This is a genomic window from Bacteroidota bacterium (genome assembly GCA_005882315.1).
Taxonomy (GTDB): domain Bacteria; phylum Bacteroidota; class Bacteroidia; order Chitinophagales; family Chitinophagaceae; genus VBAR01.
The window spans coordinates 1,581,431-1,598,146 of the sequence record VBAR01000001.1 but is presented as its reverse complement, the minus strand read 5'-3'; the positions used below and the strand labels follow the sequence as shown (position 1 = coordinate 1,598,146).

Genomic DNA, 16,716 nt, shown 5'->3' with positions numbered 1-16,716 from the left:
AGGGCAGTAGAGAGTACTGGCAAAAGGAATGAAAGGCTGTTAGCTTTAGCTGTTTTTGCTTAGTAATAGGTTATTATGAATATTTACCTTATTTGCCGCTTTTGTCGATAGTAATCGTTTTGCCGTCCTTCATCACTGTTGCTTTTCCGTTTTTGCTGAAGGCAATGGAATTGACAGTTGAATACTGGGTCTTGGGAATAGTAAACTGGTAAGGAATCACCAACTCTCCTTTTGTATTAATATATCCGTATACACCTTCTTTATTGGGCACAGCAGCCAACCCATTTGAAAAATCGCCATGATCAAAGAAGTCATCTGACTCAGACTTAAAAATTTCTTTTCCGGCTTTATTAATATACCGTATAGGATCTGAATACCCTTTATGATAAAAGGCAAACCCCTCTTTAAACTCACTTGCATTTAAGTAGCTAGCCTTTATTCCAGCAAGTTCTTTTCCCGTTTTATTGATATAGACTTCATATGTCTCTCCATCTTTATCTTTTTTCCCGACAACAGCCAAACCTTCATGAAAATTTTCTGCACTCTCATATATTGCCGGCAATTTTATTTTTCCGGCAGTATCCATAAATCCCCACTTCCCTTTTTGTCTTACAGGTAACAACCCCTCTGTAAACTGGCCGGAATAATATGGATTGCCATTATTTTTAAACCCATAATCGTTAACCATCATCTTTTTTGTACTGATGTTATACATTTTAAAATCCTTATCCTCATTAGTACTCACCAGGATAAATGGGATATCCCCTTTCATGGTGGTATCTCTTCTGAAAGTATGTGTCTGAATTTTATCCATAATAATTTTTCCATCAGTTGTCATCAATACACCATTGGCATTTTCCCAGGCTTCAATCAGCAAAAGCTGTTGCTTGTTGAAAATTTCAATCCCTTTAAAAGCATTTTCCTTCAAAAGGCCTTTTTGTATATTGTACACAGTCATAGCAATGGAGTTGCTGGTTTCTGTATACAGCACTAACAATGTATCAGCACCTGCTATTTCAAAATATTTATTTCTGTGATTTAAACTAAGCAGGTTTTTTCCCTGGGTGGTAAGTAAGAGGTAATAATTCAGAGATTCATATTTGCCGGTTTCTTTACATAAAAAGGTGGTATCATTCAGACGGTAAAAACTCGAATAGATCGGACGGGTTATTTCTTTACCATTACTATCAAGCAAACCAAAACCACTGCAGCCACTGATAGAAGCAGATGTACTGCCATAATAGTAGATGCCTGGAATGGCACTTTCCTCAAGACATGCATATTGGGCAGGAACAATTTCACGACCTCCTTTTTTTATCAGTCCGTATTTGAAATACTGCATGTCACCGGATTTACGGTTTTTGTTTTCATAAGTAATGATAGCCCGGCCATTCTGAAATGGTTTGGCTGATGCATAAGGTGCATCACAAACAAACTCTCCTTTTTCATTTACAAAATCATAATGTACATTATAACCAGCCGGACCATCCACATATACCATTGCCATACCATCGCTGAAGCCTCCCATTACCGTTTTCACTTTATCGTTGAATGTAAATACAACTTCTCCTTTCGTATTAATAGCCTTCCATACTTTTTCTCCATCAAAGCGAACAGCAGTCAACTTATCCTGGAATGGGAAAGCGGCCTCCAATGTTAGTGGCACCACAATATTCCCTTTTGTATCTATAAACCCTCTTTTGCCATCTTCTCCTGCACACATGGCTACTCCATAACTAAATGAAGAAACTGATTTAAAAGTTTTTTTAAAAATATCTACCCCTTTCTTATCAATGAAAAATGCTTTGCCATCAAGAAAGACGGGAGCAAGACCTTCTGAGAACTCCATAGCTCCATCATACTTTACAGGGATAATCAGTTTCCCTGTTTTGTCAACAAACCCATATTTACCGGCCTGTCTTACTCTGCCTAAGCCTTCGGTAAATGCAAACGTGGTATCATATTGGCATTTGATGACTGTAGTCGCATAATAGCAATCACAAAAACCCCATGTTTTCTTTTTAGTTTGGGGATCGACTTCATTACAAGGCACCAGCTTCTGCCCGGTGGTGGCAGAGCTGGTTAATAATAAAAAGAAAAGGTGGAGGAGGGGGCGGCTTAATTTCATTGCAGTTTTTTTCAAACTTCTTTCTTTATTTGAAAGCAGACAATGTGAAAAAAGTAGTAAAAGACATATCCAGAAGATCATGTATTAAAAAGCCGCTTCATGAAATCATGAGCGGCTTTTTTAATCAAACTAAAATTTTTACAAAAAAAATTAAAAGAATGATGGCTTGTAGAATTGAAAATAAAAATAGCCCCGGTAAAAAAAAGTAGTAAAAAAGTAGTAGTGCCTCAGAGTAGACCGGTTTTCCGCAATGCCTCTGCTCTTGAGTTTACCTGTAGCTTCTCGTAAATATTGCGAATATGTGTACGAACAGTTTCAAGACTTACATATAGTTTATCTGCGATCTCTTTGTAGCGGTATCCCTTACTAAGATGTTCCAGCATTTCCTGTTCTCTACGGCTCAGGTCCTGGAAGTACTCATTTGTTTTTTCACGTATGGCAAATGCCTCAATTACTTTTCTTGCGATCTGGCTGCTGATAGGGCTGCCCCCATGATACACTTCGCTTATTGCTTCAATTACTTTTTCAGGCGGCGTTCCTTTTAATAAATAGCTGGTAGCGCCTGCTTTTAATGCATTAAAAATATTATCCGGGTTATCATACACTGTCAATACCATCATCTGCATGCGGGGATGAAGCATTTTTAATCGTTGTATGCAATCGATACCATTCATGCCCGGAAGATTGATATCGAAAAGTGCAATCTCAACCGGATAGGCAGTCAGCTCTTTCAATGCTGTTTCAGCATCTGCAAACATGCGCAGCTCTTTTACATCAATATTCAGCTGTATCTGCTCAGCCAGGTAGTGGCGCACTTTTTCATCATCTTCAATAATTGCTATGGACTCAATTTTCACCATTCAAATTTGCAATTTGTTATTTTTTGAAAGAATGTGATTTAAGTAGTACGCCGTTTTAATGGAATACTATAAATAAAGGAGCTTCCCTTTCCGGACTCTGATTCAGCTTTAAGTTCACCATCCAGTTCTTTTATACGGTGATGGATATTTTTTAAGCCATTACCTGTTAATTTCCTGCTGGTATCAAATCCCACACCATCATCCTGTATTGAAAAACTGATTTTTCCATTTTCCAAACTCGCTTTTATATCAATACTAGTTGCCTTGCTGTATTTAATGGCATTATTGACTATTTCTTTTGTCACCAGTAAGATATTTCTGCGTTGTTCATTTGACAATGTAATGTTTTCATTTTGCTCGGGCAACTGAATGCTGTATTCCATTCCTGAATATTCAAGCTGTTTATTTAATTGTTCCCGCAAGTAGGAGAATAACTGATCAAGCGTCTTATTTTCCGGGTTAAGGCTCCAGATAATTTCACTCATATTACTTACCAACTTGCGGCTGGTACCGCCGATATCATCCAATTCCTTATTTCCTGTAGCCCCCAGTTTGTTTTTTGCTGATTCACTCATTAATGTTATTTGCGTAAGTCCTGCTCCAATATCATCATGCATTTCCCTTGAAATACGCTGCCTTTCTTTATCAAGTTCCTTCTGCTTTTCTAACTCAGCTATTTTGGTTTTTAATTTTTCCTGCACAAAAAAACGGGTGATTAAAACAATTGTAAGCAACACTGCAAGAGCAGCTAGTGTATAGAACCACCATGTTTTCCAGAAAGGTGGATGAATAAATATTGTAACAGTTCTTGCAGCATCACTCCACACGCCCAGGCTACCTTCTGCTTTTATTTTAAAAGTATAGTTTCCATTGGGCAAATTATTATACCTCACTTCATTTAATGTATTACTGTAAACCCAATCTTTATCCCAACCTTCAAGTTGATATTTATAGCGGACTTTATTGGCATTGTTAAAATCGATTCCGCGGAATTGAAAGAATAAATTGTTTTTGTAATAAGGAAGATTTACTGTGCTGATGAACTCAGCAGCAACTGAACTATCGGCTTCTTCTTCGTTCACCATAAACCGGGTAAGTTGAAGGTTGGGTTGTGTAGCGTTTGATTGAATATCCTCCGGCCTGAACCATACTACCCCTTTTACGCTGCCAAAATATAAACTACCACTGCTTCCTTTATAAAAAGCACCGGTATTGAACTCGTTTACAGGTAAACCTTCAGATACTGTATAATTAATAAAATTAATTTCCGGAAAAACAGATCCTTCTTTAAATATCAATTTTCCTTTTGATAAACCATTATTAGTGCTGGCCCATAATTCATCTTTGGTATTTATCACTCCATATACAAAACTGCTGAGCAACCCATCCTGTTCAGTATAAAACCGGTACTGGTCAGTTGATGAATGGTAAGCAAGTAAACCATCTGTTGTTGATATCCAAACTAAGCGGCTCTGTCCGTCATACAGAATTGATTTTACATTTAGTCCTGTGAATATTCTTTTTTCAGGGGACACGTCATCTGGTCTATTAAATATCATAACCCCTCCGGATTCTGGCACAATCCAGATTTTTCCTTCCGGCGATTGCCAGATATTAATTACTCTCGATTGACCAAAATTTGTAATATAACTGATTGAATAGTTGTTTTCTTTTTTTGTAACACTGTATAATCCAATATTGGTCCCAATCAACCAACTATTATTATATTCTGACATACTGCTTAATTGCGGAGTTTGTAATGCACTTACCGGAACCGGCATTTTAAGCGAGATAAAATTTTTCTTCCCTTTTTCTTTTATATACAGGTAGCCTGAATAGCTCGTCCAGAGATTACCACTGCTGTCTTTAGCAATGAGAGGAACAGATTTTCCATAAGGAAGCTTAGGATCGAAATAAGGAAATAGCAATGACTCTCCTCTCCTCGTTTTCTTATTTACAATAAAAACTCCATTTTGAAAAGTACCAAGCCACATATTGTCTTCCTCATCTTCATAAATAGAGTAAACAAACAGATCCTGGTTAATATTATTCCCGGTTAATGCATCCGGGTATTTTTTAAACCGATTCGTGGATATATCTGCTTTTAATAAGCCCAGCACATCAGCACCGATCCAGAGATTACCTGTTGTATCAACATACATACAATACACAGGATAATTAGTACGGGCATTGCCGTTTATGTTACCCCGCCATATAAATTCATTCGCATCTTCCGGTTTATAATAAACATTACCTTCCTGGTCACCTGCCCATATATTTCTTTTTTCATCGGTAATGATACGTCTTATCATTCCTTGCTTTATAGTTTGCGGCGTATTGGTCTTAATACAATTTCCGGTTTCTAATGTCTTCGTATCAAACCAGTCTATTCTATTATCACTTCCGAGGTAAAGTATATCACGACATAATGAGATTGAGAAAAAACTTTGACTGGATATGAACCGACTCCATGACCGGCTTATTATGTCAAAACATAATACTCCTTTTCGTGAAGCAAACCAGAGTTTACTTTTTCCATCAAAAACTCCATTATACATTAACGGAATACTGTTTCCTTCTTCATCTTTTATAGTAACCGGGTAGTTAAAACATTTATCTGTTCCTGTATTCAAAGCAAACAATCCTTCGGCCGCAGAAGCAAACCAGGTATAACCATTTTGTACAATTAATGGATTGGCAAACAATTTAGTTTGAGGAACACCTTCCGCCCCTCCTTTTCGATTCCTGTTCCAGTATAGTTTATGCTGTGTAAAAACCTGTTGTCTCTTTTTGAAGCAATTGACCACTCTATCTGATCCAAACCATATCTGCTCCTGCTCATCTTCAAGTAAAGCGCTACGGATAATCCTTCCTTCCATCTGTCTTTTAGATGGTTCATAAGCAGGCTTATAAGCTCTCATTTCTAAACCATCAAACCGATTGAGGCCATTAGCAGTTGCGATCCACATAAAACCCTGCTTGTCCTTTAAGATAGCATACACGGTATTTTGTGAAAGACCCGGTATATTTTCAAACCGCAGCGGAAGATCTGGCTGAGCATTTATGTGCACAGGCAGAATTAACAATAGCAGTGGAAGAAGTTTCAGGTTCATATCAACTGCACTAAATATAAAAATAAATTCAGTCTTTGTTAAATCGTTTGCTATCGTTCCTGCATATTCTTATTGAACCCTTATTTTTGCCCACAATGCTGCATACCATCCATACAAAGAACCTGGTAAAAAAATACGGCCAACGTGTCGTAGTAGATCATGTTTCCATTGAAGTAAAACAAGGAGAGATCGTTGGTTTGCTCGGGCCGAATGGCGCTGGCAAAACAACAACATTTTACCAGGTCGTAGGTTTGATAAAACCCGATGAAGGAAAAGTTTTTTTGGATGAGGAAGATATAACCAGCCAGGCTATGTATAAAAGGGCTAAAATGGGATTGGGTTATCTGCCACAGGAAGCATCTGTATTCCGTAAACTGAGTGTAGAAGATAATATTGCAGCTATCCTGGAAATGACTAACCTCAGTAAACATGAACAGCGAGCTAAACTGGAAACATTGATCAGTGAATTTCGTTTGGGTCATGTACGCAAAAACAATGGAGATGTGCTGAGCGGTGGCGAAAGAAGAAGAACAGAAATAGCAAGAGCATTGGCTGTTGATCCGAAATTTATTTTACTGGACGAGCCTTTTGCGGGTATTGACCCGATCGCCGTAGAAGATATCCAGGCTATTGTTGCCAAATTGAAATACAAAAACATCGGCATTCTTATTACTGACCATAATGTAACGGAAACACTTTCTATCTGCGACCGGGCTTATTTGCTTATCGAAGGAAAAATTTATAAACATGGAACGGCTGAAGAACTTTCTGATGATGATGAAGTAAAAAGATTATATCTCGGAAGAAATTTCGTATTGAAACGTAAGGATTATTTGCATGAAGAAGCAAGGGGCGAACGAAAACCAACTTTAGACAACCTGATCCTTTCGGTTGAAAGTGCTTTGGACTGGGGTAAGAAAATTGATGCTGCTGATATTGACAGACGCTCCGGTTTCGGAGAAAAGCTTGCACCATTGAATTCGACCAGTGACCTGGGCCTTGACGATTATAATACGTTCCTGGCAGAGATAAGGAATTCCTTGATAAAATATGGACAGGAAAATAATAATAAGGAAGTATTGGACCGGGCAGAAACCCTTTTTCTTGAACCTGAAGCATTAGACAGTAACTTAAACATGATCCTGGTTTATTTAAAAAGTGATAAGAATTAATCGCAATGCCCCTCAAAGTAATTGCCTTCGATGCAGATGATACCCTTTGGGTAAATGAACCTTATTTCCAGGAAACAGAAAAAAATTCTGTGCATTGCTGGAAGACTATCTCCCACATCATACTATAATGCAGGAATTATTCAAAACAGAGATGCAGACCTTGTCTTTGTATGGATACGGCATTAAAGGTTTTGTATTGTCCATGATCGAAACAGCTTTGCGGGTTTCCAATAATAATGTGAGCCTTGATATTATTGAAAAAATAATTCAGTATGGAAAAGATCAGATGGAACACCCCATCGAAATGCTGGAAGGGATGGAAGAAGCCTTGCATTCATTAAAAAAGAAATACAAGTTGGTGGTTGCGACAAAAGGAGATCTCGTAGATCAGGAAAGAAAGCTGAAAAAGTCCGGGCTCGAACATTATTTTCACCATATAGAAATTATGAGTGAAAAGCAGGAGGCTGATTATACAAAACTGATCAAACATCTTGATATTAATCCTGATGAATTTCTCATGATCGGTAATTCGTTGAAATCGGATGTGATGCCGGTACTGGCACTGGGTGGCCATGCTGTTCATATTCCTTATCACACCACCTGGGCACACGAAGTGGTGGAGCAAACCATTGAACATCCAAATTTCCGGCAGGCAGCGACCATAAAAGATATTCTCCCGGATTTACTCCACTGATTTTTTCTGCTTATTTTGTAGCCTTCTTATTGAAACGAATTGTGCATTATGGATTACCAGGCCTTACCAAAAATTGAATTGCACCTGCATCTTGATTGCAGCCTTAGTTATAAAGTTGTAAAACAAATACAACCTTCCATTACTTACGAAGAATATCAGGACTCATTTGTTGCTCCTCCTAAATGCACCGACCTGGTTGATTATTTAAAAAGAGCTGTAAAAGGGTTTGAGCTGATGCAGACCAAAGAACAACTGCAGTTAGTAACGCTGGATGTATGCGACCAGTTAAAAGCTGATGGTTTGATCTATGCAGAGATCCGTTTTGCACCATTACTGCATATTGCAAAAGGATTAACTCCAACTGAAGTTGTGCAAACAATTAATGATACAATAAGTGAAGGAATAGCAAAAACAGGCGTTGAGCTAAGATTGATCCTTTGTACACTCCGTCATTATACAGAAGAACAAAGCATGGAAACAGTTGAGTTGGTAAAAGAATTCAAAGGAACGAATGTTGTTGCATTTGATATCGCTGGTGATGAAGCCGGGTGCCCGGTAAAGAATCATATCAAAGCGTTTGAATTTGCAAAAGCAAATAATATTCATATCACTTCACATGCTGGAGAAGCCAAAGGACCGGAAAGTGTTTGGGAAACACTGGAGCATTTTCATCCTTCACGTATCGGGCATGGCGTTAGAAGTGCTGAAGATGAAAAGTTGCTTAATCATTTAAAAAAAGAAAATATACATCTCGAAGTATGTCCTACCAGTAATGTGCAAACGAATGTAGTAGATATAATACAAGAACATCCTGCCAATAAAATTTATAAGCACGGAGTATCCATGAGTATTAATACAGATGCGAGAACTGTGAGCCCGGTTACACTCAGCAGCGAATACGCATTACTCGAAAAAACATTTAGCTGGAATAAAGAACACTTCCTGAAATGCAATCTCGAAGCTATTGCCCACTCTTTCTGTGAAGATTCCTTAAAGCAAAAACTAAAACAGAAAATCATTGCTGCTTATAATAGCCGGTAATCCCGAAATATTATTTATTTTGGCGTAACAATGAAAATTCTTTCTCCTGCCATATCATCTCTTGCCCGTATGCGTATGTGGCGTATCGAAGCCTGGATGAATAATCCTGTAGAAGCCCAGCGGGATGTATTGCAGGGATTGGTTACTGCCGCACAATATACTGAGTTTGGCAAAAAATATAATTTCTCCAAATTGTTTACCATCCGTTCATTCAAACAAACTGTTCCTGTTCATGAATATGAAGATCTGAAACCTTATATAACCCGTATTATGAATGGCGAGCAAAACCTGCTCTGGAATACCCCGGTATATTGGTTTGCGAAAAGCAGCGGTACCACAAGTGATAAAAGCAAGTTTATTCCCATCAGTGAAGAAAGCCTTGAAGATTGTCATTACAAAGCAGCTAAGGATGTGCTTACGATGTATTACAATTTTAATCCTGATTCCGAATTACTGACAGGTAAAGGATTAGTGATCGGTGGCAGTCATACTATTAACCCGGTAAATGATGAAGCTCAGTTTGGTGATTTAAGTGCTGTGCTGTTACAAAACACTCCCTTCTGGGGGCACTGGTTACGTACTCCTGATCTAAGTATTGCGCTGATGGATGAATGGGAAAGTAAAATTGAAAAGCTTGCAGAAAGTACCATTAAAGAAAATGTAACTTCTATTTCAGGTGTGCCTACATGGACCCTTGTATTATTTAAACGCATACTTGAAATAACCGGTAAAAAAACAATGGCTGAGGTTTGGCCTTCGCTTGAACTATACATGCATGGCGGAGTTTCATTCTCCCCTTACCGGGAGCAGTTTAAAAAACTGATAGGAAAAGATATTCATTACCTTGAAATGTATAATGCCAGTGAAGGTTTTTTTGCTGCGCAGGGCCAGCCCCGCCAGGGCGGGGAACATCCTGGTGATGATGGCTTGTTATTGTTTTTGGATCATGGAATATTTTATGAATTCATGCCAGCAGGTGAATATGGCAAGAAAGAGCCAAATACAATTGGGTTAGAAGATGTTGAGATTGGAAAAAATTATGCACTCATTATTTCTACTAACGGAGGGTTGTGGCGCTACCAATTAGGTGATACAATACAGTTTACTTCCTTAAAACCTTTTCGCATAAAAGTGTCGGGAAGGCTGAAACATTTTATAAATGCGTTTGGCGAAGAACTGATAGTTGATAATTCTGACCAATCAATTGCTATTGCTTCAGAAAAAACCGGGGCCATTGTAAACGATTATACTGCTGCGCCTATTTATTTTTCCGATTCTTCAAATGGTGCACATGAATGGTTGGTAGAATTTGAAAAAGAACCTGCCGATATAAATATGTTTGCTGATGAATTGGATGCAGCATTGAAAAGTATAAATAGTGATTACGAAGCAAAGCGGCATAAAGACATTGCTTTACGGAAACCAGTTGTACGTATGATGAAGAAAGGAGTATTTACGGAATGGCTGCGAAGCAAAGGAAAACTGGGCGGGCAGCATAAAGTGCCAAGGCTTAGTAATGAAAGAACACTACTTGAAGAAATCCTGGCAATAAAATTTTAACTATTGAGCGAAGTAATCATTTGTAAAAACTGCGGTATTTCGTTTACTGGTAATTATTGTAGTAATTGTGGCGAAAAAATTTATCAGGCTCATGATAAATCCCTTCATCACATACTGCATGAGGCAGTTCACTTTATCACCCATTTTGACGGAGCATTCTTTAAGACAATAAGATTAGTCTTTACCCGCCCGGGACTTTTATCATCAGAATACGTTGCAGGGATCAGGAAAAAATATTTTAAACCTGTTTCACTCTACCTCTTATGTGTTGTAGTCTATTTGCTTTTCCCGTTCTTCAGGGGGCTGAATATGGAGTTTTATTCATATACAAACAAGAACTCCGAATATCAGCGGATAACAATGCCGGTTGCCAGGCAAAAGGCAATAAACAAGAATTTAAGCTTTGAAATACTGGCAAAAAAGTATGATGAAAAATCTGCCAAAGTTTCAAAGATCTTACTGCTTCTTTATCTCCCGCTTACAGCACTTCTATTATCCCTCTTATATTTTAAACAACGAAAATATTTTTTTGATCATTTTATTCTTTCTGCTGAATTGAATTCTTTCCTGGTGGCTTTTGGTTTTTTAATTCTTCCATTATCATTGTATTTAATTGACCGTTTGGGTCATTTTATAAGCAATGATTTCCATCTTCCCATTAGTAATGCGGCAATCGAGTTCATTATCGAAGGTGGTTTTCTTTTGATCATAGTTTTCGCTTTGAAAAGATTTTATAAGCAAAATTGGCTGTGGACGATTGTAAAATCATTGCTATTTTTGATCATCTTTTTAATTGTTATTCTTCCGATCTACAGGATCATTTTATTTTTTACCACAATGATTTTTATATAAACTAACTAATATGAAACTACTCGAAGGAAAATCTGCAATAGTAACCGGCGCAGCCCGTGGTATTGGTGAAGCAATAGCTATTAAGTTTGCAGAACACGGAGCTAACGTCGCTTTTACCTATGTAAGTGCCAGCAGTGCAGAAAAAGCTGCAGCATTGGAAACAAAACTTCAGGGTATGGGTGTAAAAGCAAAAGCTTATAAAAGTAATGCTGGTGATTTTGCACAGTGTGAAGCATTTGTAAATGACGTATTGAAAGAATTTGGTACTGTTGATATATTAGTAAACAATGCGGGTATATCAAAAGATAATTTGTTGATGCGGATGACCCCTGAACAATGGAATGATGTGATACAGGTAAACCTCAATGGTGTATTTTATATGACCAAGCAGGTGATCCGCCCCATGATGAAAGCAAGAAATGGTGCTATCATTAACATGAGCTCTATAATCGGTGAAATGGGAAATGCGGGACAGGGAAGTTATGCAGCAAGTAAAGCCGGTGTAATTGGTTTTACAAAATCTGTTGCAAAAGAACTCGGCAGCCGTAATATCCGTTGCAATGCTATTGCTCCTGGTTTTGTTGAAACAGATATGACCAGTTATTTAAAAGAAGGTGAGGCAGCTGATAAATATAAAGCCGGTATTCCGTTGGGCCGTTTTGCATCAGGAGAAGAAATTGCCAATACAGCATTATTTCTTGCAAGTGATTGGGGAAATTATATTACGGGACAAACGATCAGTGTTTGTGGGGGATTGAATATATAACTAAGAGAAGAAAAAAGAGAAAAGGAGATTGAAAGAATTAACTTGAAAATCGATACATGAATATTAATGAACTCACTGGAATTGTAGTCGATTTGTGTATCAAAATTCATTCTCGAATCGGGCCAGCTGTTTTGAGAGGGTGTATGAGGAGATTTTATATTATGAACTGACAAAGCTGGGTATTAAAGTTGAAAGGCAGCTATTACTCCCAATTGAATATGACGAGCTGTTTATAAAGGATGCTTATAAAATCGATTTGCTGATTGAAGACAAGTTGGTGCTTGAGTTAAAATCCGTTCATCCGTTACCGACTGTCTATTTTAATCAGATTCGTACACATTTATCTCTTCTTAATCTGAAACATGGAATGCTTATAAATTTTAAAGTTGAATTAATGAAAGACGGAATTCACCGTGTATTTAACAACTTCAGCAGAGAAGTGATTGAATAAAAGTATTGAAGCTTGTATCGCCTCTTTTTTCTCCTTTTCTCTTTTTCTTCTCTTAGCCCTGTAGTTTTATTCCTCTTTTTTTAATATACGCATGCCACAAGATCATGGATGCAATAGTCCTATAGGGTCGCCAGGATTCAGCAATAACCAACATTTCTTCTTTGCTTATATGAGGATGCAATTGTTTTACTTCTTTCAAACTATTCACTAAAGCAATATCACCCAAAGGAAATAAATCTGTTCGTTGCAGGGAATGCATGAGATAAACATCTACTGTCCAGTCACCAATACCTTTTATTTTTTTCAACTCGTGTCGTATTTCGTCTTCGTGCTTATTGGCAAGTCGTTTTAATACCAGTTTTTTGCTTTGAACAATCGCAGCCAGCTCCCTTGCATATACGATCTTTTGCCGACTGAAATAACAAGCCCTCAACTCTGCATCCGACAACGATAAAATTTTTGATGGAGTAACAAAGCCAATTTTTTCTTTTAGTTTTTTAAACGCAGCATATGCCGATGCCAGTGAAACCTGCTGTTCAAGAATAAAAAGTATTAATGATTGGAATGAGGCGGGCCTTGTCCACATTGGCGGGTAGCCATGTTGCTTGATTATTTTCTTAAGATCTTTATCCTTTTTGCTAAGCTTATCACAGAATGCGGAAAAATTCTGTTCGTGAAATCTTTCAAACATTTCTTCCTTATTTATGCTTTTGCTTTGAATTTGCTGATAGCGTTTTTTGTAAATTCACTCAACACCAGTTTACCGCTGATAGCTGCCCTTTCCAACAATAATTTATCCCAATGCTCGGTTCCTTTCCAAAATATTTTTTTCATTTCGGTCATTGCCTGTGGAGATGAATGTGCCAGTGTATCCGCCAGCCGTTGTAGTGATTCGTCCATTCCCTCAATCGTAGTATGTACTTCAGAAAACAAGCCTTTTCTTCTTGCCCATTCGGCATTGCGCCACATAGTTGCATCAATAGCTAATGCGCTGAAAGCAGCCGTGCCCATTTTTCTTTCAACGGCAGGGCCTACCACAAATGGTCCGATGCCAACAGCGAGTTCACTTAATTTAATTTCAGCGGATTCGGTTGCAATTGCATAATCACAGGCCGCTGCAAGCCCTACGCCACCTCCTACACATTTTCCTTGAATGCGACCAATAATAAACTTATTACATTCCCGAATTGAATTTATCAAATGGGCGAATCCGCTAAAGAACTTTAGCCCCTCTTTCTCATTTGTAATTGCTAGCAGTTCATCAAACGATGCCCCGGCACAAAAATTTTTTTCACCTCCGGACCGGAGTATGATCACTTTTGTTTCCGGGTCAATAGCATAACGGTGAATCCGCTTTGCCAGATCCTCCAATATACTTCCGGGCAATGAATTGCTTTGCGGATGATAAAACTCTATTGAAGTTATTCCTTTATGTGTTTCCGATTTTACATACGGCTCAGTCATAGCTAAGAGATTAAATAAGAAAATGAGTCAAAAAGATTCCTGTCCAAAGTTATTAAACACACGATGAATTCCATCTTTCATTAAATCAACCTTAAAATTGATAAGCATACCATGCTTTAAATTTAAAAGAGACAACTGTGTTCTTAATTGTTTAAAATAAACAGGCGGCAATGGATGAATCGACTTTAGCTCAAGTACGAGTTTCTTTTCTAAAAATAAATCGAGCTTATAAGCATCCTTTACAATTATTTCATCATATTCTATTGGCAGAAGGATTTGTCTTTCAGTATAAATTCCAAGTTTGATGAGTTCATGATACAAAATCTCTTCATAAACTCTTTCAAAACAACCCGGACCAATTCTGGAATGAATCTTTACACACAAATCGACCACTATTCCAGTGAGTTTATTTATATCCACGTAAGCATAGATTTAGTCAATAAAAACAACCAGTGCTTTTTCTCCTTTTCTCTTTTATCCTCTTAGTCTTTTCTTTGTACCATCGTCAATATCGTCGCTACACCGGTCACTTCATTTGTTTCATCTAAGAATTCAACCAACCATTTTACAATTCCTTTATCAATATCATCGCCTCTTTTAAGATCTTCCGGTTTTTCTATCACCCGTTTATCATTGGGTAATTTTTCTTTGCAGGTGAAACGGATATGAATTTCAGCACCCGGATAAACTGGTTTTGTAAAACGTAACTCATCAATACCATAATTCAGCAGTACGGGGTTCTTTTCATAACTGTCAACAAATAACCCTGCTGCAATGCTCATGATAAAATAACCATGTGCTACCTGCTGCTCAAACATAGTTCCGGTAAAATCTGTTGTTTTTATATGGGCATAAAAATGGTCACCACTCAGATCAGCAAACCGGTCAATATCTTCTGATGTAATTATTCTTTTCTCAGTAATGATCTGATCGCCGACCTGTAGCTCTTCAAAATATTTTTTGAAAGGATGCTTACCCGGATCTCTCCCTTTAGCGTTTTGCTGGTAAACGTTAGTGATGGCAGTAATAGTCGTTGGCGAACCCTGCAATGCTGTTCTTTGCAAATAATGTTTTACCCCTCTCAAACCACCCATTTCTTCACCGCCCCCTGCACGACCCGGCCCGCCATGTACAAGCAATGGCAGCGGCGAACCATGACCTGTGTTCTCTTTGGCACATTCATTATTCAGCACCAGTATTCTTCCATGATGTGTGGCAGTTTCAATCACATATTTTTTTGCAATAGCATAATCTGCTGTTACAATCGTTGTAACTAAACTTCCTTTACCCATTTTACTCAAAGTAATTGCCTCATCTAAATTTTTATACGGCATCAATGTGCTCACGGGGCCGAAGGCTTCAATCTCATGTACTTCTTTTGCTGCAAAAGGGTTTTTATTCATCAATAACACCGGCGACATAAATGCCCCTTTGATAGAATCTGCATCTATTACTTCCACACTATCAAGGCTGCCATGTATAATTTGAGAAGATGCAAGTAGTTTCTGAACCTGCATCCTAACCTCTTCTCTCTGACTTTCTCCTGCCAAACTTCCCATCCTTACTTTTTCATTCAGCGGATTACCAATTACAGTTTGTGCTAACGAAGTGCTGATAGCTTTCCGCATTTCATCCAATTTATTTTCCGGCACAAATATGCGGCGTACTCCTGTACAGCGCTGACCAGCTTTGAGTGTCATCTCCTTTCTTATCTCTTTTATAAAAATATCCCACTCCGGTTTATCCGGTGTTACATCTTCACCGAGTACAATACAGTTTAACGAATCGGCTTCCATATTAAAAGGAACATTCTCTTTTAATATTACAGGGTTCGATTTTAGCATTAATCCTGTTGACGCACTGCCGGTAAATGTTATTACATCCTGTGATGTTACATGATTTAATAAATCACCTGCACTGCCACAGATCAATTGAAGCGAACCTTCTGGTAAAATTTTTGAAGCGATAATTTCTTTTACTACTGCTTCCGTCAAAAAAGAAGTGATGGTTGCTGGTTTTACGATCGCCGGCATTCCCGCTAATAAGTTCACTGCAATCTTTTCCAGCATTCCCCAAACAGGAAAATTAAATGCATTGATATGAATAGCCACGCCTTCTTTAGGAACAAGAATATGCGTTCCCATAAAAGTGTTGTTCTTACTGAGGTTATGACTATCGCCATCAATACAAAAAACTTCATCAGGGAATTTCCGACGCAGCGAAGCATTGGCAAATAAGTTTCCAATGCCGCCTTCTATATCCACCCAGCTATCTGCTTTGGTTGCCCCGGTCAGGTAACTGATCTTATAAAATTTATCCAGGTGATTTCTTAAATGCAATGCCAATGCTTTAAGCATATTGCCCCGCTGGTGAAATGTCATTTTGCGCAAAGCAGGATTGCCAACTGTCCTTGCATAATCAGTCATTGATTTAAAGTCAAGTCCCTTTGACGTAGCAGCACCCACCGGTTCACCAGTAACAGCATTGAATAATAGTTGGCCGTCTCCATCTCCCGTTATCCATTTCCCCGCAATATAGTTTTCAAGTTTGAGCATCAGCAAGCAAATTTTTATAAAGGTAACCGAAAATAAAAAGAGCTTTCAATAATGAAAGCT

General features: G+C 38.1%; 11 protein-coding genes and 3 pseudogenes. 7 read left to right on the top strand and 7 right to left on the bottom strand.

Annotation, left to right across the window (positions count from 1 at the left end; genetic code table 11):
* Positions 1-88: 88 nt before the first annotated feature.
* The 3 genes from E6H07_06630 to E6H07_06620 form a co-directional block, all read right to left on the bottom strand.
* A complete protein-coding gene (locus E6H07_06630; GenBank protein ID TMI65581.1) occupies positions 89-2,209 on the bottom strand; it encodes a WG repeat-containing protein in 2,121 nt (706 codons plus the stop codon).
* Between the two features lie 146 nt (positions 2,210-2,355).
* Positions 2,356-2,988 carry a response regulator transcription factor gene (locus tag E6H07_06625; protein ID TMI65580.1) on the bottom strand — a complete coding sequence of 211 codons (633 nt, stop codon included), beginning with the start codon at positions 2,986-2,988 and terminating at the stop codon, positions 2,356-2,358.
* A 38-nt stretch (positions 2,989-3,026) separates the two neighbouring features.
* Entirely contained in the window at positions 3,027-6,101 is a 3,075-nt protein-coding gene (locus tag E6H07_06620) for a hypothetical protein (protein ID TMI65579.1), read from the bottom strand.
* Between the two features lie 95 nt (positions 6,102-6,196).
* Here E6H07_06620 and lptB point away from each other — a divergent pair.
* The 7 genes and pseudogenes from lptB to E6H07_06585 all read left to right on the top strand — a co-directional run bounded on the left by lptB (position 6,197) and on the right by E6H07_06585 (position 12,637).
* Positions 6,197-6,928: pseudogene (gene lptB, locus E6H07_06615) on the top strand (LPS export ABC transporter ATP-binding protein).
* Between the two features lie 350 nt (positions 6,929-7,278).
* Positions 7,279-7,967, top strand: a pseudogene (locus tag E6H07_06610) (HAD family hydrolase).
* Between the two features lie 48 nt (positions 7,968-8,015).
* Positions 8,016-9,008, top strand: a complete 993-nt coding sequence (gene add, locus E6H07_06605; protein TMI65578.1) for an adenosine deaminase — start codon at positions 8,016-8,018, stop codon at positions 9,006-9,008.
* A 30-nt stretch (positions 9,009-9,038) separates the two neighbouring features.
* Positions 9,039-10,568, top strand: a complete 1,530-nt coding sequence (locus E6H07_06600) for a GH3 auxin-responsive promoter family protein (protein TMI65577.1) — start codon at positions 9,039-9,041, stop codon at positions 10,566-10,568.
* Between the two features lie 3 nt (positions 10,569-10,571).
* The gene (locus E6H07_06595; protein ID TMI65576.1) at positions 10,572-11,420 is read left to right on the top strand and encodes a DUF3667 domain-containing protein; all 849 of its coding nucleotides are present in this window, start codon (positions 10,572-10,574) and stop codon (positions 11,418-11,420) included.
* A 10-nt stretch (positions 11,421-11,430) separates the two neighbouring features.
* Positions 11,431-12,186 carry a 3-oxoacyl-[acyl-carrier-protein] reductase gene (fabG, locus tag E6H07_06590; protein ID TMI65575.1) on the top strand — a complete coding sequence of 252 codons (756 nt, stop codon included), beginning with the start codon at positions 11,431-11,433 and terminating at the stop codon, positions 12,184-12,186.
* A gap of 56 nt (positions 12,187-12,242) precedes the next feature.
* Positions 12,243-12,637: pseudogene (locus E6H07_06585) on the top strand (GxxExxY protein).
* 52 nt (positions 12,638-12,689) lie between these two features.
* On the opposite strand, the gene E6H07_06580 reads toward E6H07_06585, so the two are convergent.
* The 4 genes from E6H07_06580 to paaZ are packed head-to-tail and all read right to left on the bottom strand — an operon-like array spanning position 12,690 to position 16,656.
* Positions 12,690-13,328 (bottom strand): DNA-3-methyladenine glycosylase 2 family protein, encoded by a 639-nt coding sequence (locus tag E6H07_06580; GenBank protein ID TMI65574.1) that lies wholly within the window; start codon positions 13,326-13,328, stop codon positions 12,690-12,692.
* 11 nt (positions 13,329-13,339) lie between these two features.
* The gene (locus E6H07_06575) at positions 13,340-14,101 is read right to left on the bottom strand and encodes an enoyl-CoA hydratase/isomerase family protein (GenBank protein TMI65573.1); all 762 of its coding nucleotides are present in this window, start codon (positions 14,099-14,101) and stop codon (positions 13,340-13,342) included.
* A gap of 27 nt (positions 14,102-14,128) precedes the next feature.
* Positions 14,129-14,533, bottom strand: coding sequence for a GxxExxY protein (locus E6H07_06570; protein ID TMI65572.1), 405 nt, complete (start codon positions 14,531-14,533; stop codon positions 14,129-14,131).
* A 50-nt stretch (positions 14,534-14,583) separates the two neighbouring features.
* On the bottom strand, positions 14,584-16,656 hold the full coding sequence (paaZ, locus tag E6H07_06565; GenBank protein TMI65571.1) for a phenylacetic acid degradation bifunctional protein PaaZ: 2,073 nt from the start codon (positions 16,654-16,656) through the stop codon (positions 14,584-14,586).
* Positions 16,657-16,716: the final 60 nt, after the last annotated feature.